This window comes from Burkholderia sp. MR1-5-21, from assembly GCF_053427715.1.
In genome coordinates, this window is sequence record NZ_JBSAXD010000003.1 from 395,035 (window position 1) to 412,918 (window position 17,884).

Here is a 17,884-nt window from a genome sequence, read left to right on the forward strand (position 1 = left end):
CCCACATGACCAGCCTGAACCCATCCGGCGGCGCGGGGCCACGAGCTCCGCGTCGCCGGTCGCATATTTCCCACGAGAAAATACGAGACGCATCATGCTCCGATTCGTGTTGCGCCGCGTGGGCATGGTGATCCCGACCTTTATCGGCATCACCATCCTCGCATTCGCGCTGATTCACCTGATACCGGGCGACCCCATCGAAGTGATGATGGGCGAGCGCGGCGTCGATCCCGTCATGCACGCTGAGGCGATGAAACGCCTCGGGCTCGACCAGCCGCTGCCCGTGCAATATTTCCACTACATCGGCCGCGCGCTTCATGGCGACCTCGGCACGTCGATCGTGACCAACACGAGCGTCGCGGGCGAATTCTTCGCGCGCTTCCCGGCGACCGTCGAACTGTCGCTGTGCGCGCTCGTCTTCGCGCTCGCCGTCGGCTTGCCGGCCGGCGTCGTCGCGGCGCTGCGGCGCGGCTCGATCGTCGACCACGGCGTGATGGGCACCGCGCTCACCGGCTACTCGATGCCGATCTTCTGGTGGGGCCTGATCCTCATCATGGTGTTCTCGTCGACCCTCGGCTGGACGCCCGTGTCGGGGCGCATCGCGGTCGAATACGACTTCCCGCACCCGACGGGCTTCATGCTGATCGACGCGCTGCTCGCGCCCGACGAAGGCTCGTTCAGGTCGGCGGTCAGCCACCTGATCCTGCCCGCGATCGTGCTCGGCACGATCCCGCTCGCGGTGATCGCGCGGATGACCCGCTCGTCGATGCTCGAAGTGCTGCGCGAGGACTACATCCGCACCGCGCGCGCGAAGGGACTGTCGCCGGTGCGCGTCGTCGTCGTGCATGCGCTGCGCAACGCGCTGATCCCGGTCGTCACCGTGATCGGCCTGCAGGTCGGCACGCTGCTCGCCGGCGCGGTGCTGACCGAGACGCTGTTTTCGTGGCCTGGCGTCGGCAAGTGGCTGATCGATGCGATCAGCCGTCGCGACTACCCGGTCGTCCAGGGCGGCATCCTGCTGATCGCGACGCTCGTGATCGTCGTGAACCTGGTCGTCGACCTGATGTACGGCGTGCTGAACCCGCGCATCCGCCACACGAGGTAACCATGAGCAACGTTCAAAACACCCTGCCGCGCGAAACCGCGCCGGTAAGCGGACGCGCGCTCGCGCTGCGCGAATTCTGGAGCAACTTCTCGCGCAACCGCGGCGCGGTCGGCGCGGGCATCGTCGTGCTCGTGCTGATCGTCGTCGCCGTGTTCGCGCCGCTGCTCGCGCCGCACAGCCCGATCGAGCAATACCGCGACTACGTGAAGATCCCGCCCGCATGGCTCGACGGCGGCAACTGGAAGTTCATCCTCGGCACCGACGAAGCGGGCCGCGACATTCTTTCGCGACTGATGTACGGCGCGCGGATGTCGTTCTGGATCGGCTTCGTGTCGGTCGTGCTCGCGCTGATCCCGGGCATCGTCCTCGGCCTCGTCGCCGCGTTCTTCCAGAAATGGGCCGACACGCCGGTGATGCGCGTGATGGACGTGCTGCTCGCGCTGCCGTCGCTGCTGCTCGCGGTCGCCGTCGTCGCGATCATCGGCCCGGGCCTCACCAACACGATGTTCGCGATCGCGATCGTCGCGCTGCCGGCCTACGTGCGCCTCACGCGTGCGTCCGCGCTCGGCGAGCTGCAGAAGGAGTACGTGACGGCGTCGCGCGTCGCGGGCGCCGGCACGCTGCGCCTGATGTTCTCGCAGGTGCTGCCGAACTGCACGGCGCCGCTGATCGTGCAGGCGACGCTCGGCTTCTCGTCGGCGATTCTCGACGCGGCCGCGCTCGGCTTCCTCGGCCTCGGCGTGCAGCCGCCGACCGCCGAGTGGGGCGCGATGCTCGCGTCGGCGCGCGACTACATCGACAACGCATGGTGGATCGTGACGATGCCGGGCCTGTCGATCCTGATCTCGGTGCTCGCGATCAACCTGCTCGGCGACGGGCTGCGCGATGCGCTCGATCCCAAACTGAAACGGATGGCGTGACATGAAAGACTTATTGACCATCCGCAATCTCGCGGTGAACTTCAACGGCCTGCCCGCCGTCGACCGGATCAACCTGTCGATCGCGCCGGGCGAGGTGGTCGGCGTGGTCGGCGAATCGGGCTCGGGCAAGAGCGTGACGATGATGGCGCTGATGGGCCTGATCGACGCGCCGGGCAAGGTGACGGCCGACGAAGTGACGTTCAACGGCGTGGACCTGCTGAAGGCGTCGCCGAAGGAACGCCGCAAGATCGTCGGCAAGGACATCGCGATGGTGTTCCAGGACGCGCTGACGAGCCTGAACCCGAGCTACACGGTCGGCTACCAGATCAAGGAAGTGCTGAAGCTGCACGAAGGGCTGCGCGGCGACGCACTCAACCGCCGCGCGCTCGAGCTGCTCGACCAGGTCGGCATCCCCGACCCGAAGAGCCGCATCGATTCGTTCCCGCACCAGATGTCGGGCGGGATGAACCAGCGCGTGATGATCGCGATGGCCGTCGCGTGCAACCCGAAGCTGCTGATCGCCGACGAGCCGACCACCGCGCTCGACGTGACGATCCAGGCGCAGATCATGGACCTGCTCGTGAAGCTGCAGAAGGAGCGCGGGATGGCGCTCGTGCTGATCTCGCACGATCTCGCCGTGGTGTCGGAAGTCGCGCAGCGCGTTGCCGTGATGTACGCGGGCGAGATCATCGAGACCAACCGCGTGCCGGACATCTTCGCGCAGCCGCATCATCCGTACACCGAAGCATTGCTCGCGGCGATTCCCGAGCACAATAAGGGGGCGCGGCGGCTTGCCGCATTGCCGGGCATGGTGCCGGGCCGCGATGATCGCCCGTCCGGGTGCCTGTTCGCGCCGCGCTGCAAGTACGTCGTCGACGACTGCCGCAAGGCGCGCCCGGCGCTCGACACGCTGGTGCCGGGCAACGACGCGATGCGCGTGCGCTGCATCAAGCCGCTCAATCTTTCGAAACCTGACCTGACGGGAGGCGCACGATGAATGCTGTCCACGAAACGCCTCGCGCGCCGCACGACGAGGACGCGGTGCTGGTCGCCGACGGGCTCGCGAAGCACTACACGGTGAAGCGCGGCATGTTCGGCCAAGGCACGGTGAAGGCGCTCAACGGCGTGTCGTTCACGCTGAAGCGCGGCAAGACGCTGGCCGTCGTCGGCGAATCGGGCTGCGGGAAGTCGACGCTCGCGCGGCAGCTGACGATGATCGAGACGCCGACGTCCGGCCACCTGACGATCGACGGCAAGGACGTCGCGGGCGCGGACCGCCAGACGGTCGCCGAGCTGCGCCGCCGCGTGCAGATGGTGTTCCAGAACCCGTTCGCGTCGCTCAATCCGCGCAAGACCGTCGAGCAGACGCTCGCCGAGCCGCTCGAGATCAACACGAACCTCACCGCGCAGGAGCGCGCGCAGCGCATCGCGCAGATCATGCGCACGGTCGGCCTGCGGCCCGAGCATGCGAAGCGCTATCCGCACATGTTCTCGGGCGGCCAGCGGCAGCGCGTCGCGATCGCGCGCGCGATGATCCTCGATCCGCGGATCGTCGTCGCCGACGAGCCCGTGTCCGCGCTCGACGTGTCGATCCAGGCGCAGATCCTGAACCTGTTCATGGACCTGCAGGAGCAGTTCAAGACGAGCTACGTGTTCATCTCGCACAACCTTGCCGTGGTCGAGCACGTCGCCGACGACGTGATGGTGATGTACTTCGGCAGCGTCGCCGAGCTCGGCGACAAGGCGACGATCTACGCGCGTCCGCGCCATCCGTACACGCGTGCGCTGATGTCCGCGACGCCGGCGATCTTCGAGGAAGACCGCCGCGTGCAGATCAAGCTGCAGGGCGAACTGCCGTCGCCGCTCAATCCGCCGTCGGGCTGCGCGTTCCATCAGCGCTGCCCGTATGCGGTCGAGCGCTGCCGCGCCGAGGAGCCGAAGCTCCGCGACGTCGACGGACGATACGTGGCCTGCCATCGCGCCGAGGAGGTAGGGGAGGCGAATGCCTGAAGGCCTGGCGGCGCGCGATGCGACTGCGCGCCGTGTGCGCATCGGCGGTACGCGCGTGCGTCGCGCGTACCGCAACGCACGCCGCTGGAGCGTGCGCACCGTGACCGGCGCCGCGCTGGCCGGGGCGTGCGCGGCGGCCAGCCTGTCCGTCTCCGTCGACCTCGCGCGGGCCGAGGGGCGCGCGCCGGCGACGGCGCCGCTCCACCCGTCGCAGGTGCCACCGCCCGGCATGAGCCTGCCGGGCTTCCATACGCCGCCTGCCGCGTCGAACGGCACGGTCGCGAGCGGCGTGGTGCGCGCGCAGTCCGCGCGCATGCCGTTCTATGTCGCGACCAAGGGCCGGGCGACGATCTACCTGCTGGGCACGTTGCACACCGGCGACCCGGCCGACTATCCGAGTGCGCAGCCGTTCCGGCCGCGCATCCTCGCGGCGCTCGCCGCCTCGCCGACGCTCGCGCTCGAACTGTCGCCGGACGACCTGCTCGAATCGCAGGACGACGTGTCGAAATACGGCGTCTGCAATTACGCATGCCTGCCGCGTTTGTTGCCCGAGCCGCTGTGGCAGCGGCTCGCGGGCCGGCTGCGCGGCAATCCGGCCGCACTGTCGGAGATCCGCAAGATGCGGCCGTGGCTCGCCGCGCTCGTCGTCGAGACCTACGATTCGCTGGCGGCCGGCCTGCAGACCGAGTACGGCACCGAGGCGCAATTGCAGAACGTGTACCTGAGGAAGCAGGGCGGCAAGGTCGTCGGGCTCGAGACGCTCGCCGAGCAGATGCGCGCGTTCACGGGGCTCACGCTCGCCGAGCAGCGCGAGATGCTTGCGCAGGACATGGTGCAGACGCCCGAGCAGAACGCCGACGACATCAAGGCGCTGCACCGGCTGTGGCGGATCGGCGACGCCGATGCGCTGGCCGCGTGGGCGGTCGCGAAGAGCGAGCGGCTCGCGCGTTCGAAGGTGCTGTCGGCGTCGATCGACAGCAAGATCCTGTACGAGCGCAACCGGCGCTTCGTTGCACGGATGACGGCAATGGCCGCACCGAACCGGCCGCTGTTCGTCGCGATCGGCGCGCTGCATCTGGGCGGCCCGCGCGGCGTGCTCGAACTGTTGCGCCAGCAAGGATACCGGGTCGACGCGAACTGATCGGGCGCTGATCGTTCCCTCGATCCTCCCCCGTTTGACTGACGATCCGGGCGCGGCGACGGCGGTCCGCGCGGCGGTGCGCATCCGTAAGGAAAACCCTCGAATCGTCAGAAAATGGCGTTTAAAACGATTGACATCCCGATCCGGCAATATCTATTCTTCATCCCATAAGTTGAAAAATTGAAAAGAATCTAAAAGCGGTAAGTTCTACGGGGTAGCAGAAACAAAGCGCGGGGTTAGCGTTGCCGGCACGTGCATTGCGTGCCGGCCGCGGAAGTGTCTGCATGCACGGCGGGGCCAACCATCGTCCGATACCAATCGCATGCGGGCCGACTTGCGGATAAGAGCGACGTTCCGTCGTTCCGGCCGGGGGAAGCAGTAGCGGGCGGCGGCGGACGTTTTTTGATCCGGAGCATGGCATTCCGGTCGCCGTCGTCAGACGGCTTCGACGTTGACGGTCGGCCGCAGTGGCCTGTTCAGCCAACAGCAAAGCGCCTTATGGGCGCTTTTTTGTTTTGGGGCGCATCGTGTGCTCCGATCTTTTTGTCCGCCGCGATATCCGGCGCCTGCGTGCAGCAGAAAATCGCCGTTGTTCCTCACGAATCGCCATTGTCGCCGCAGCGGTCTGCCGCGCGAGCGAGCGTGCTCGAGCAAGTTGGATCGCGCGCTATTGTTTCGAGATGGTCGTCGTGTCACGGTCCAAGTTCTGCTGGAAGGCGCACACAGGAGCGGAGCGGTGGAACGAGGGCGGAATGGCGGGCCGGTGCTGATCATCGACGAACATCCGATTGTCGCGAATGCGATAGAAGGCGCGCTTGCCGACATCGACGACAGTCTTGCGGTAACGATTTGCCACAGTGCAGGCAGCGCCATCGACACGTTTCGTCGCGCTCCGGCCTGGTACCGGATTCTGCTGGATCTCGACGTGCCCGGCGCCCATGGGATTGCCCTCGCCCGGCAGTTTCACGCATGGGGCGTCGCCGACCGGTGTGCAATCGTCACGGCCACCGATGATCCGTCCTGGATTGCCGAGGCAAAGCGTCTCGGCATGATCGCGTACCTCGTGAAGTCGATGCCGCTCGACGCGTTCTCCACAGGATTGCAATCGATACTCGACGGAAAGCGGGTGTTTCCGGAAGTCGCGTCGAGCGACGATCCCGGCGTGCGATTGACGCGGCGTCAGCGGGATGTCCTGTCGTTGCTCTGCCGAGGGTATTCGACGAAGGAGATCGCGGTGAAGCGGGGTCTTGCCGTCGGCACGGTCGACAATCACATCGCGAACGCCATGCAGGCGCTGCAGGTCAGGAATCGCACGCATGCCATTACGCGAGCGATCGCGCTCGGGATGATCGATGGGTGCGAGGGCGGGGATGGCGGATTTGCACCGGGGGAGCGTTCTACCGGATAGTGCGTAGCGTCAGTGCCGGATCTTATGATTCAAGCTTGAGTCGATGGGGGCGCGGACGTCACCGTTGCCTTTGCCGGCTCAAGTCCATTTCGAGCAAGATCGAATACACGAGGAAAACGACGGCCCCCGCGCTCCATTTGAAAAGCTCCCATGTGCCCAGCAAGTACACCGCCAGTGCGGACAGTACGGAAAATACGAGTCCCCTGACGGCACCGCCCGCCAGGATGCCGATCCATCCGCCGCCCAGGCGGGGGCAAGCGGGTCCATGAAGATGCCGTACTTGGCAAATTTCCTTGCGGCGGCAGTTATGGCTTTGATGTTCATTGACCGATGTGAACCGTCGGAGGTTCGTCGACGCGCATGCATATGCGGCGACGCTATTCGTCCGCGAAAGGGCGCTGACGGAATGGAGGGGGCAGGTGGGTGTCGTCGGGCGAGGAAGCAGGGTAGCGATATCACGTGACGATGGGTAACGTCAGTGTCGGTGTTTGCGATTCAAGCGGAATTCAAGCCACAGTGAATAGAGAAAAACGGCAGAAGTGGCAAGCGGCCATCCGAACAGTGTTGCCGGCGAGAATGTATGAAGCACGATCGCATAAGGAATCGCAAATACCAATGTTCTGACGATCGCGGCCGCTAGGATTCCTCTCCAGGCGCCTCCAAAACGGGGGGCAAGCGGTGCGAGAAAAATACCGTAGGCCCAGTATCTTTTCAGGATGCCTTTGACAGTGCTGAGTTTCATTGATTTTGGTTCTCTTTTTGCGGCTCGCCGGGTCGGGGCGGAAAATTGCCCCAACCCGGAAGGTCCGGTTATCGATAAGGTCAGAACCGGCAAATCCAGCTTTGGGATACGTAATTCGCCCCGGCGAGAAGAAGCGCCATTTGCGGACTGACCACTGCACCAGTTGCTGCTGCCATTGCCAGATCAGAAAGATTGATCGGATTCGGATTGAGTGTGCAAGTAATCGCGCCACTTGTCTGATCGAGTTCGCTCTTTGTCAAAACGCGCATGAGTTAGGCCTCCTATAAATTTGAGACAAGTGACCGGCCAATCCGGTCAACCGCTCAGGTGCCTAACTTATCACTGGTCCGTTCTCCCGGAAATATGGAATTTCTCACGGTTTTTGGGTCGAATTGAAGATTCACATAAAAAACGCGGCTCGCAGCCGCGTTTATGATTAGCCGGGTTACCGTCGCGACGACCCACAGCCACGATCGCGCTATGCGCCTTCCCCCGCCTGCAGCGCCCCCGGCGCGACGACATCGACGCCCGCGGCTTCGAGCGCCGCGCGGATCCGCCGCGCGAACGCCAGCGCATGCGGCCCGTCACCATGCAGGCAGACAGTCTGCGCATTGAGTGGCACCCATTCGCCGCTGACCGCGCGCACCCGCTGGTTGCCGACCATGTCGAGCGTGCGGGCGATCACTTCCTGCTCGTCGTCGACCAGCGCGCCCGGCTGGCTGCGCGGCACGAGCGAGCCGTCCGCGCGGTAGCCGCGATCCGCGAACACCTCCTCGACCGCGGCGAGCCCTGCCTGCCGCGCAGCCGCGACGAACACGCTGTTCGCGAGCCCGAACACCGCGAGCGACGGATCGAAATCGTGGATCGCGGACACCACCGCGTCGGCGATCAGCGGATCGCGCGCGGCCTGGTTGTACAGCGCGCCGTGCGGCTTCACGTGCACGATGCGGCCGCCTTCGGCCTGCGCGATGGCCGACAGCGCGCCGAGCTGGTACAGCACGCCCGCGTAGATCTCCTCGGCCGGCAGCTGCATTTCCTTGCGGCCGAAATTCTCCGGATCGTGAAAGCTCGGGTGGGCGCCGATCGATACGCCCTTCTGCACGGCCCAGCGCACGCAGTCGCGCATCGCGTTCGCGCCGCCCGCGTGCCAGCCGCACGCGATGTTCGCCGACGTGACGAACTCGAGCAGCGCCTCGTCCGATCCGCATCCTTCGCCGAGATCGGCGTTCAGATCGATTTCCATGATGTTTCCGTCCATCCGTATGATGGTGCGCCCCCTGGACGTGGCGCCGGGTCTCCCGTGTTCATGCCGCGCGCGATTGCATGCGCACGCGCGCTTCTTCCCGCATTTCGATCGCGACGTCGATTTGTCGCAGGTAGGCGCGCTCGGCGGCGAGCGCGTCGCGCGCAGCCTCGGGCGTCGTGCGCACGAAGCGGATCGGCAGGTTCAGCCGCGCCTGCGCGAGCTTCCACAGATCCGCGTGGATCACAGTGCCGATCTTAGGATAGCCGCCCGTCGTTTGCGCGTCGTTCATCAGCACGATCGGCTGGCCGTTCGGCGGCACCTGGATCGTGCCGGGCAGCACCGCGTGCGACAGCAGCTCCGCGGGCCGCTCGCGTACCAGCTCGACACCTGCGAGACGATACCCCATCCGGTTGCTGTTGGCCGTCACGAGCCATTCCTCACCCCAGAACGCCTGCTGCGCGTCCGCGGCGAACGACGCGTAGTCGGGGCCCGGCAGCACGCGCACCGGCATCGCCCACGGCGCGTGCGCGGGCCGGTGGCGGCGCGGCGGCTCGTCGACGCGCGCGAACGCGCACCACGCCGGCGCCTTCACGCCGAACTCGGGTGCGTCGGTTGCGTCGGGCGCGAGGCACCCGGCACCGGCCGGCGGCACGCCGACCGGCAGCCGGTCGCCGTCGCGCAGCGCGCGGCCGCCGAGGCCGCCGAAGCGCGACGCGAGATCGGTGCTGCGCGAGCCGAGCATCGGCAGCACGTCGATGCCGCCCGCGATGCACAGATAGCCGCGCATCCCGCGCTTGGCGGCCGGCAGCGTGAGTGTCGCGCCGGCAACGACCGGCAGGCTCCACCACGAATAGACGGGCTTGCCGTCGAGCGTTCCGCCGAATTCGGTGCCGGTGATCGCGATGCGCGCCGCGCGCGTGAAGCGGAACGCGGCCGGGCCGATCGTGATCTCGACGGCGGCCGCGTCGGGGCGGTTGCCGACGAGCCGGTTGCCGACTTCGAGCGCGAGGCTGTCGAGCGCGCCGCCCTGCGCGACGCCGAGATGGCGCGCGCCGCTGCGGCCGAGATCCTGCACCGTCGTCAGCGGGCCGGCCCGCAGCACCTCGATGCTGCCCGGCGCTTTGCTTTGGCTCATGTCGCGTGGACTCCCGCAATGGTGAAGCGCACCCGGTCGCCGGGCAGGAGCAGCGTCGGCGGCTGCCGGGATGGATCGAACAGCACGCACGACGTGCGGCCGATCAGCTGCCAGCCGCCCGGCGACGTGGCCGGGTAGATACCTGTCTGCGCGCCGCCGATGCCGACCGAACCGGCCGGCACCTCGAGGCGCGGGGCCGCGCGGCGCGGCGCGTGCAGCGATGCGTCGAGGCCGCCTAGATAGGCAAAGCCCGGCTGGAAGCCGAGGAAGAAGACGACGTATTCGGCGGCCGCGTGGCGCGCGACGACCTCGTCGGCCGTGAGCCCCGTGTGTGCGGCGACGGCTGCGAGGTCGGGCCCGGCTGCGCCGCCGTACTCGACCGGAATCTCGACCTCGCGGCCGCTCGTGTGCTCGACGTCGGCCGTTTCCCACGCGTCGCGCAGCGCGGCCGACAGCGAGTCGGCGGACGCGGCGAGCACGTCGAACACGATCGTCAGGTTGTTCATGCCCGGCACGACGTCGACGACGTGCGGCCATGCGCGTGCGGCCTCGGCAACGGCCCAGATGCGGCGCTGGCAGTCGAGCGTGGCGGGTGGCGGCACTTCGCAGACGAGCGCAGCGTCGCCGAGCGGGAATATGCGTGGATGCGTCATCGGACTGGCACGGTTCGGACGGCAATGTTAGCGTACATTGTCAATAAATTATCGATATCTTCCTAATAAGCGTTTATGCCTAGCGTGCACGCGCGGGCATCTGACGTACACTCTGCACACCCTGACATCCTGCTTGCGCTGCCTGCCCATGAAGCGTCATCCGACCAAGATCGTCTCGTCCGAACACCTCGTTTCCGATTCGAGCGCGGAGCTTTCGGAGCTCGAATACGGGCTCATCATGGCCGGCAACGCGTTCAACCGCTGGATGGTGCGCTGCATGTCGGCGGCGGGCGCGAAGGACATGACGGCGGTCGAAGTGTCGCTGCTGCATCACGTCAGCCATCGCGAGCGCAAGAAGAAACTCGCCGACATCTGCTTCGTGCTCAACATCGAGGATACGCACGTCGCGACCTATGCGCTCAAAAAACTGATCGCCCGCGGCTACGTGAAGAGCGAGAAGAGCGGCAAGGAAGTGTTCTTCTTCGCGACGGACGCCGGGCGCGACCTGTGCCTCAAGTACCGCGAGGTGCGGGAGCACTGCCTGATCGAGACGCTCAAGGACAGCGGCCTCACCAACGAACAGATCGGCGACGCCGCGCAGCTGCTGCGCCATGCGTCCGGGCTGTACGACACGGCGGCGCGGGCGGCGGCATCGCTGTAGGCGGGCGCGACGCCGCGCGCGGCCGGGCGGCGTAGCGGAGTGTAGGCTGGAGATTGCGACGGTTTCTTGACGCGCCCGGATGGCGTGGCGTGAGGCTTTCGGTGATCTTTCGTCGCGCGATGGCGGCAACGCCGGGCGATGATCCGGTGCGCCGCCGAGTGCGGTTGTGCGGTGCCGCCGCGCTCAGGCGTCGGCCACGTAGGTTTCCTCGTCCGTCACGACCCACCGCAGCGCGAGGTCGTGATCTTCGGTCGGCAGCGCGTCGACCTTGCAGGCCTCGTACGCGATGCCCACGGTAACGGGCAGCGCGGCGCCGGGCCAGGCGGCGAGCGTGCGGTCGTAATAGCCGCCGCCATAGCCGAGCCGGTACAGCCACGTATCGAATCCCACGCACGGAATCAGCAACAGATCCGGCACGACGACGACGCCCGACGCCGGTTCCGGGATCCGGTGATGCCCTTCGCGCATCGGCGTCGCGTCATCCCACGCGTGGAACTCGAGCGGCGCGCGCTGTTCGCGGATCACGGGCAGCGCCGCCTGCCGGCCGGCGCTCGCCGCGCACCACGCGAGCACCGCAGCGCGCGCGTCGAATTCCCCCGGCAGCGGCCAGTAGAACCCGACCGTCCGGGGGGCGAGCCGTTCGAGCAGCGCACGCAACCGCGCATCGAGCATTGCGTTCGGCGACGGCTGCGACGCGGCGTCGCGACGGGCTTCCGACAGCGTCTTGCGCAGGGCAGCCTTCCGTTCGGCGGAGGGGTTGCGTGCTATGCTTTCGTTCACTTCGTGCTCCATTCAAAACGATGTCGAACAGCCTTTTTCGAGTATATCGCGCGGTCGCGCTGACGCTTTCGGCCGTCGCGCTCGTCGCGGGCACGGCTGCGTGCGCCGCGCCGTCCGACGACACGCTCGCCGGGGACGACCAGACCTTCATCCAGCTTCGCGAAGCCGCGCGCCGCAACGATGCCGCGAAGGCCGCGCAGCTCGCCGCGACGATCCCGAATTATCCGGCGCCGTCCTACCTCGAGTATTTCCAGATCAAGCCGCAGCTGTTCGATGCCACGGGCCGCGCACGCGTCGATGCGCCGGATGCGCCCGTGCTGTCGTTCCTGCAGCGCTACGACGGCCAGGCGATCGCCGACCGCATGCGCAACGACTACCTGCTCGTGCTCGGCGCGCGTCACGACTGGCGCAACTTCGACGACCAGTACAAGCGCTTCGTGCTCGACGACGACACGCAGGTCAAGTGCTACGCGCTCGAATCGCGCGCGGCGCGCGGCGAGAACGTCGCCGATGCGGCGCGCGCGCTGCTCGTCGACCCGAAGAACTACGGCGACGCGTGCGTCGACCTGATCACCGCGCTCACGGTCAACCAGCAGTTCTCGAGCGACGACGTCTGGCAGCAGGCGCGGCTCGCGTTCGAGCAGAACTTCACGACGGTCGGCGGCAAGATCGTCGATGCGCTCGGCGCGCGCCCGGTCGCGTTCGACCAGGCGACCAGCGCGCCGCCGCTGTTCCTCGCGGGTGCCATCGGTCCGGACGCGACGTCGCACCAGCTCGCGCTGATCGCGATCGGCCGGCTGGCGCGCAACGATCCGGACCAGGCCGCCGGCATGCTCACGTCGATCGCGCCGTCGCTGACGAAGCAGGAACAGGCGATCGCGTGGGGCGCGGTCGGCTACCAGGGCGCGCTGAAGCGCTCGCCGCTCGCGTCGGTCTGGTATGCGAAATCGGCGAATGCGCCGCTGTCGAACCCCGGGTACGAATGGCGCACGCGCAGTGCGCTGCTGGTCGGCAACTGGCCGATGGTGCGCTGGTCGATCGAGCAGATGCCGCCGTCGCTGCGCGACGATCCGGCGTGGGTCTACTGGCACGCGCGCGCGCTCAAGCAAAGCGGCGACACGCTGCAGGCGAACCAGGAATTCGAGCAGATCGCGGGCCAGTTCAACTTCTACGGCCAGCTCGCCGGCGAAGAGCTCGGCCAGCGCACGAAGGTCCCGCCGCGCACGACGGTGAGCGACGCCGAGATCAACGAGATGAGCAAGGTGCCGGGCTTCGCGCTCGCGCAGCGCTTCTACGATCTGAACCTGCGGCTCGAAGGCAACCGCGAATGGAACTGGCCGCTGCGCGGGATGACCGACCGGCAGCTGCTCGCGGCCGCCGAATACGGCAAGCGCGTCGGCCTGCTCGACCGCACGGTCAACACGGCCGACCGCACGAAGGCCGAGCACGATTTCACGCTGCGCTACCCGTCGCCGTATCGCGACATCGTCGAGCGCTACGCGCAGTCGACGGGCCTCGACATCGAGTGGGCGTACGGGCTGATCCGCCAGGAGTCGCGCTTCGTCACGAACGCGCGTTCGTCGGTCGGCGCGGGCGGCCTGATGCAGCTGATGCCGGCCACCGCGCAGCTCGTCGCGAAGAAGCTCGGCCTCGGCACGATCACGCGCGCGCAGATGCACGACATCGATACCAACATCCAGCTCGGCACCTGGTACCTGGCGGACATCTACAACAACTTCGACAGCTCGCCGGTGCTCGCGACGGCCGGCTACAACGCGGGGCCCGGCCGGCCGCGCCAGTGGCGGCAGGTGTTGACGCAGCCGGTCGAAGGCGCGATCTTCGCAGAGACGATTCCGTTCAACGAGACGCGCGACTACGTGAAGAACGTGCTGTCGAATACGGTCTATTACGCGGCACTCTTCGAAGGCAAGCCTCAATCGTTGAAGAAGCGTCTAGGCATGATCTCGCCCTGATCGGCAACTTCCAACCTGCACACTGCCGCGCGAGACGCGGCAGTGTGCTTTAGGGCCGGTTCACTCGCCCGCGACGGGCGCGAACCGGCGCGATGGAGCATCGAACATGGATCGCCAGACCATTGCGCTGTTGGGCGGCACCGGCTTCATCGGCAGCCGGCTCGTGAATTCGCTGGTCGATGCGGGCAAGCAGGTGCGGATCGGCACCCGGCGCCGCAACCATGCGCGCCATCTGGCGATGCTGCCGGTCGAGATCGTCGAGCTCGACGACTTCGACGTGCGCACGCTGGCCCGCTTCGTCGCGGGCGCGCACGCGGCCGTGAACCTCGTCGGCGTGCTGCACGGCGGCCACGGCACGCCGTACGGCCCGGGCTTCGAGCGCGCGCACGTCGCGTTGCCGGCCGCGCTCGCGAGCGCGTGCATCGACGCCGGTGTGCGGCGCCTGCTGCACATGAGCGCGCTCGGCGCGAATTCGCAAGGCGCGAGCATGTACCAGCGCTCGAAGGGCGACGGCGAGGCCGCGCTGCATGCGCTCGCGGCCACCGACTCGCTCGCGGTGACGATCTACCGCCCGTCGGTCGTGTTCGGGCCCGGCGACGCGTTCCTCAATACGTTCGCGCGGCTGCACCGCACGCTGCCGGTGATTCCGCTCGCGATGCCCGACGCGCAGTTCCAGCCGGTGTTCGTCGGCGACGTCGTACGCGCGTTCGTCAATACGCTCGATCTGGCGGTGGCGCGCGGCAAGACCTACGAACTCGGCGGTCCGAAGGTCTATACGCTCGAGGCGCTGGTCCGCTATTGCGGTACGCTGGTCGGCCGCGAGGCGCGGATCGTACGGCTGCCCGACATGCTTGCGCGGCTGCAGGCGAGCGTGTTCGAATGCCTGCCGGGCGAGCCGGTGATCACGCGCGACAACCTCGCGTCGATGTCGGTGCCGAACGTGCTGTCCGGCCCGCTCGCGCCGGAGCTCGGCATCCAGCCCGTGAGTCTCGAAAGCATCGTGCCCGCCTATCTCGGCGACGCGGCGATGCGGTCCCGTTTCGACTGGTTCCGCTCGCGCCGGCGCTAGTTTTCCCTTTCTGGAAATCCGTCATGAAACTCGTCATTGGAGACAAGAACTATTCGTCGTGGTCGATGCGGCCGTGGCTGCTGCTCGCGCACTTCGGCATCCCGTTCGACGAAATCGTCATCGGGTTGCGCCGCGACGACACGACGGCGCGCATCCTCGAATATTCGCCGTCCGGCAAGGTGCCGTGCCTGATCGACGACCACGGCGTCGCGATCTGGGAGTCGCTCGCGATCGCGGAAACGCTCGCCGAGCGCTATCCGCAATTCCCGATGTGGCCGGCCGACCCGCTCGAGCGCGCGCACGCGCGCAGCATTTCGGCGGAAATGCATGCGGGCTTCGCGGCGCTGCGCTCGCAGATGGGGATGAATGTCCGCGCATCGATGCCGGGCCGCGGCGCGACGCCCGAGTCGCTCGCCGACGTCGCACGCATCGACGCGATGTGGAGCGCATGCCTCGAGGCGTCGGGCGGGCCGTTCCTGTTCGGCGAGTTCGGCATTGCCGACGCGATGTACGCGCCCGTTGTGATGCGCTTCAACACGTACGCGCCGGGGCTGTCGCCGGAAGCGGCCGGCTACGTCGAGCGCGTGACCGCGCTGCCGGCGGTGCAGCGGTGGATCGACGACGCGCGCCGCGAAACCAGCGTGATCGCAGAATACGAGCCGATACCATGAACGTGTACGCAGTGGGCGGCGCGATCCGCGACGAGCTGCTCGGCGTGCCGGTGCAGGACCGCGACTACGTCGTGGTCGGCGCGACGCCCGAGCAGATGGCCGCGCAGGGCTTCAAGCCGGTCGGCAAGGATTTCCCGGTGTTCCTGCATCCGGACACGCACGAGGAATATGCGCTTGCGCGCACCGAACGCAAGACGGCGGCCGGCTATCACGGCTTCCAGTTCTACTACGCGCCGGACGTCACGCTCGACGAGGATCTCGCACGACGCGACCTGACGATCAATGCGATGGCGCGCGAGCTGAGCCCGGACGGCGCGCTGGTCGGCCCGGTGGTCGATCCGTTCGGCGGGCAGGCGGACCTGAGCGCGCGCGTGTTCCGGCATGTGAGCGACGCATTCGTCGAGGATCCGGTGCGGATCCTGCGCATCGCGCGCTTTGCCGCGCGCTTCACCGGTTTCACGGTCGCGGACGAGACGCTCGCGCTGATGCGGCGGATGGTCGAGGCGGGCGAAGCCGACGCGCTCGTCGCGGAGCGGGTCTGGCAGGAGATCGCGCGCGGGCTGATGGAGGCGCGGCCGTCGCGGATGTTCGCGGTGCTGCGCGAATGCGGCGCGCTCGCGCGCATCCTGCCCGAGGTCGATGCGCTGTGGGGCGTGCCGCAGCGCGCCGACTACCACCCGGAAGTCGACACGGGCGTGCACGTGATGATGGTGGTCGACCATGCGGCGAAGCAGGGCTATTCGCTCGCGGTGCGCTTCGCGGCGCTCACGCACGATCTCGGCAAGGCGACGACGCCCGAGGACGTGCTGCCGCGCCACATCGGCCACGAAGGCCGCAGCGTCGATCTGCTGAAGCCGTTGTGCGAACGGCTGCGGGTGCCGAACGAATGCCGTGACCTCGCGCTCGTCGTCGCGCGCGAGCACGGCAACCTGCATCGCGTGATGGAGATGGGCGCGGCGGCGCTCGTGCGGCTGTTCGAACGCACCGACGCGCTGCGCAAGCCCGCGCGTTTCGCCGAGATGGTGCAGGCGTGCGAAGCCGATGCGCGCGGCCGGCTCGGGCTCGAAACGCAGCCGTATCCGCAGGCCGAGCGGCTGCGCGAGGCGCTCTCGGCGGCGCGCAGCGTCGATGCGGGCGCGATCGCGCGCGAGATCGGCAACGACGCGGTGAAGATCAAGGACGCCGTGCATCGCGCGCGGATCCAGGCGGTCGCGCGCGCGCTCGAGATCGGCGAATAGCGCCGGGTCGACCGGCCTGCGGGGGTTATTTCTTCTTGCGCGCGGCGCGCTTGCCGACCGGGGCGGCGGCATCCGCCGCCCGCTTGCCGGCGGACGCGCGCGGCTTGGCGGAGGCCGTCTTGTCTGCCGTTTTGTTCGCTGCTTTGTCCGCTGCTTTGTCTGCTGCCTTGTCCGTTTTCCCGGCTTTCCTGACGGCAGGCCGCATCGCGCCCGGCTGCAGCGGGTCCGCGGCGCGGCCGCGCTTCGGCGTCGGCAGGCAGCGGCTCACGCGCGGCTCGCCGGGGCGCAGCCTGGCGTCGCTGTCGGGTTGCGTGATGTCGGTCGAGCCGGACGCGAATTCGGCATGGCTGTCGTCGAACAGCGGCAGCGTGCCGACCACGATCAGTTCCGCGGGCCCGACGCCCACGTTCGCGACACGGTGCTTCTTGTGCGCGTCGAAGTGGATCGAATCGCCGGGCGACAGCGGGTAATCCTTCTTGCCGACGGTGTAGCAGATCTGCCCGGACAGCACGTAGACGAACTCGTCGCCGCCATGCGCGACCCATTCCGAGCAGTAGCCTTCCATCATCTGGACCTTGACGGCGTTGATGAGACTGCCGTCGAAGGTGGTGGACAGGCGCTCGTAGCACTGCGACGTGCTGTCGACCGCATACGACTCGCGGCTGCCCTGATGCGAATCGGGCTGCGCCTGGCGCGGCTGGTCGATCAGCACGCCGATCGGCACGTTCAGCGCCTTGGCGACGTTGACGAGCGACGAAATCGAGATGCCCGTGAGATTGCGTTCGACCTGGGACAGGAACCCGACCGACAGCTTGGCTTCGGTCGCGACTTCCAGCAGCGTTTTCTTCGATTCCCGGCGCAGGCGGCGAATGCGCTGGCCGATACGCATGAGGTCTGAATCCATGAATCTCTTTCGTGGCAACGAGTAGACGGCGAGCGGAGGCGGCGGCGCAGTCCCGTGGACCTGCCTGTTCCGCCAATCGTCCGCACACAGCACGAAGCACGGCCGCTCGGGCGACGATGCCGGCGCATTGTACCGCGCAGCGTCGTCCGGGCGGTTTCCATGCCGTGCGTGCCGCACACGGGTTTTACACCGGACGCGAATTTCAGTGTCACTAAAATTTTAGCTTGA

18 protein-coding genes are annotated in these 17,884 nt (G+C 67.4%); 11 read left to right on the top strand and 7 right to left on the bottom strand.

The annotated features are described in order from the left end of the window. The first annotated feature begins 94 nt into the window (after nt 1-94). The 6 genes from ACV229_RS06385 (at nt 95) to ACV229_RS06410 (ending at nt 6,584) form a co-directional block, all read left to right on the top strand. A complete protein-coding gene (locus ACV229_RS06385; RefSeq protein ID WP_448082264.1) occupies nt 95-1,105 on the top strand; it encodes an ABC transporter permease subunit in 1,011 nt (336 codons plus the stop codon). 2 nt (nt 1,106-1,107) lie between these two features. Continuing rightward, complete coding sequence (locus ACV229_RS06390; protein WP_448082265.1) at nt 1,108-2,025, top strand: ABC transporter permease subunit; 918 nt, start codon at nt 1,108-1,110, stop codon at nt 2,023-2,025. A gap of 1 nt (nt 2,026) precedes the next feature. After that, on the top strand, nt 2,027-3,022 hold the full coding sequence (locus ACV229_RS06395) for an ABC transporter ATP-binding protein (protein WP_448082266.1): 996 nt from the start codon (nt 2,027-2,029) through the stop codon (nt 3,020-3,022). Beyond that, nucleotides 3,019-4,035 (top strand): peptide ABC transporter ATP-binding protein, encoded by a 1,017-nt coding sequence (locus tag ACV229_RS06400; RefSeq protein ID WP_448082267.1) that lies wholly within the window; start codon nt 3,019-3,021, stop codon nt 4,033-4,035. The genes ACV229_RS06395 and ACV229_RS06400 overlap by 4 nt, the downstream gene beginning before the upstream one ends. Beyond that, complete coding sequence (locus tag ACV229_RS06405; protein ID WP_448082268.1) at nt 4,028-5,176, top strand: TraB/GumN family protein; 1,149 nt, start codon at nt 4,028-4,030, stop codon at nt 5,174-5,176. The genes ACV229_RS06400 and ACV229_RS06405 overlap by 8 nt, the downstream gene beginning before the upstream one ends. A gap of 763 nt (nt 5,177-5,939) precedes the next feature. Further along, nucleotides 5,940-6,584: a LuxR C-terminal-related transcriptional regulator gene (locus ACV229_RS06410; protein ID WP_448082269.1), complete on the top strand. Its 645-nt coding sequence runs from the start codon at nt 5,940-5,942 to the stop codon at nt 6,582-6,584. Nucleotides 6,585-7,059: 475 nt separating this feature from the next. Here ACV229_RS06410 and ACV229_RS06415 read toward each other — a convergent pair whose 3' ends face one another. From ACV229_RS06415 to pxpB, 5 genes are all read right to left on the bottom strand, one after another. Next, on the bottom strand, nt 7,060-7,326 hold the full coding sequence (locus ACV229_RS06415; protein ID WP_448082270.1) for a hypothetical protein: 267 nt from the start codon (nt 7,324-7,326) through the stop codon (nt 7,060-7,062). Nucleotides 7,327-7,406: 80 nt separating this feature from the next. Continuing rightward, nucleotides 7,407-7,595 carry a hypothetical protein gene (locus tag ACV229_RS06420; RefSeq protein WP_448082271.1) on the bottom strand — a complete coding sequence of 63 codons (189 nt, stop codon included), beginning with the start codon at nt 7,593-7,595 and terminating at the stop codon, nt 7,407-7,409. A 209-nt stretch (nt 7,596-7,804) separates the two neighbouring features. Beyond that, nucleotides 7,805-8,569 carry a 5-oxoprolinase subunit PxpA gene (gene pxpA, locus ACV229_RS06425; RefSeq protein ID WP_448082272.1) on the bottom strand — a complete coding sequence of 255 codons (765 nt, stop codon included), beginning with the start codon at nt 8,567-8,569 and terminating at the stop codon, nt 7,805-7,807. Between the two features lie 61 nt (nt 8,570-8,630). Continuing rightward, a complete protein-coding gene (locus tag ACV229_RS06430; RefSeq protein WP_448082273.1) occupies nt 8,631-9,707 on the bottom strand; it encodes a 5-oxoprolinase subunit C family protein in 1,077 nt (358 codons plus the stop codon). Next, the gene (pxpB, locus tag ACV229_RS06435) at nt 9,704-10,360 is read right to left on the bottom strand and encodes a 5-oxoprolinase subunit PxpB (protein WP_448082274.1); all 657 of its coding nucleotides are present in this window, start codon (nt 10,358-10,360) and stop codon (nt 9,704-9,706) included. Before pxpB ends, ACV229_RS06430 begins: the two co-directional genes overlap by 4 nt. A 148-nt stretch (nt 10,361-10,508) precedes the next feature. Between pxpB and ACV229_RS06440 the strand changes: the two genes are divergently transcribed. Then, a complete protein-coding gene (locus ACV229_RS06440) occupies nt 10,509-11,021 on the top strand; it encodes a winged helix DNA-binding protein (protein ID WP_448082275.1) in 513 nt (170 codons plus the stop codon). Between the two features lie 183 nt (nt 11,022-11,204). Here ACV229_RS06440 and ACV229_RS06445 read toward each other — a convergent pair whose 3' ends face one another. Further along, nucleotides 11,205-11,813: a 5-formyltetrahydrofolate cyclo-ligase gene (locus ACV229_RS06445; RefSeq protein WP_448082276.1), complete on the bottom strand. Its 609-nt coding sequence runs from the start codon at nt 11,811-11,813 to the stop codon at nt 11,205-11,207. An 8-nt stretch (nt 11,814-11,821) separates the two neighbouring features. Here ACV229_RS06445 and ACV229_RS06450 point away from each other — a divergent pair, with 8 nt between their 5' ends. The 4 genes from ACV229_RS06450 (at nt 11,822) to ACV229_RS06465 (ending at nt 16,752) form a co-directional block, all read left to right on the top strand. Beyond that, nucleotides 11,822-13,774 (top strand): transglycosylase SLT domain-containing protein, encoded by a 1,953-nt coding sequence (locus tag ACV229_RS06450; protein WP_448082277.1) that lies wholly within the window; start codon nt 11,822-11,824, stop codon nt 13,772-13,774. Nucleotides 13,775-13,880: 106 nt separating this feature from the next. Then, a complete protein-coding gene (locus ACV229_RS06455; protein WP_448082278.1) occupies nt 13,881-14,843 on the top strand; it encodes a complex I NDUFA9 subunit family protein in 963 nt (320 codons plus the stop codon). A 23-nt stretch (nt 14,844-14,866) separates the two neighbouring features. Next, complete coding sequence (locus ACV229_RS06460) at nt 14,867-15,514, top strand: glutathione S-transferase family protein (RefSeq protein ID WP_448082279.1); 648 nt, start codon at nt 14,867-14,869, stop codon at nt 15,512-15,514. After that, nucleotides 15,511-16,752, top strand: coding sequence for a multifunctional CCA addition/repair protein (locus ACV229_RS06465; RefSeq protein ID WP_448082280.1), 1,242 nt, complete (start codon nt 15,511-15,513; stop codon nt 16,750-16,752). The genes ACV229_RS06460 and ACV229_RS06465 overlap by 4 nt, the downstream gene beginning before the upstream one ends. A gap of 25 nt (nt 16,753-16,777) precedes the next feature. Here ACV229_RS06465 and ACV229_RS06470 read toward each other — a convergent pair whose 3' ends face one another. Next, the gene (locus ACV229_RS06470) at nt 16,778-17,656 is read right to left on the bottom strand and encodes a helix-turn-helix domain-containing protein (RefSeq protein ID WP_448082281.1); all 879 of its coding nucleotides are present in this window, start codon (nt 17,654-17,656) and stop codon (nt 16,778-16,780) included. Nucleotides 17,657-17,884: the final 228 nt, after the last annotated feature.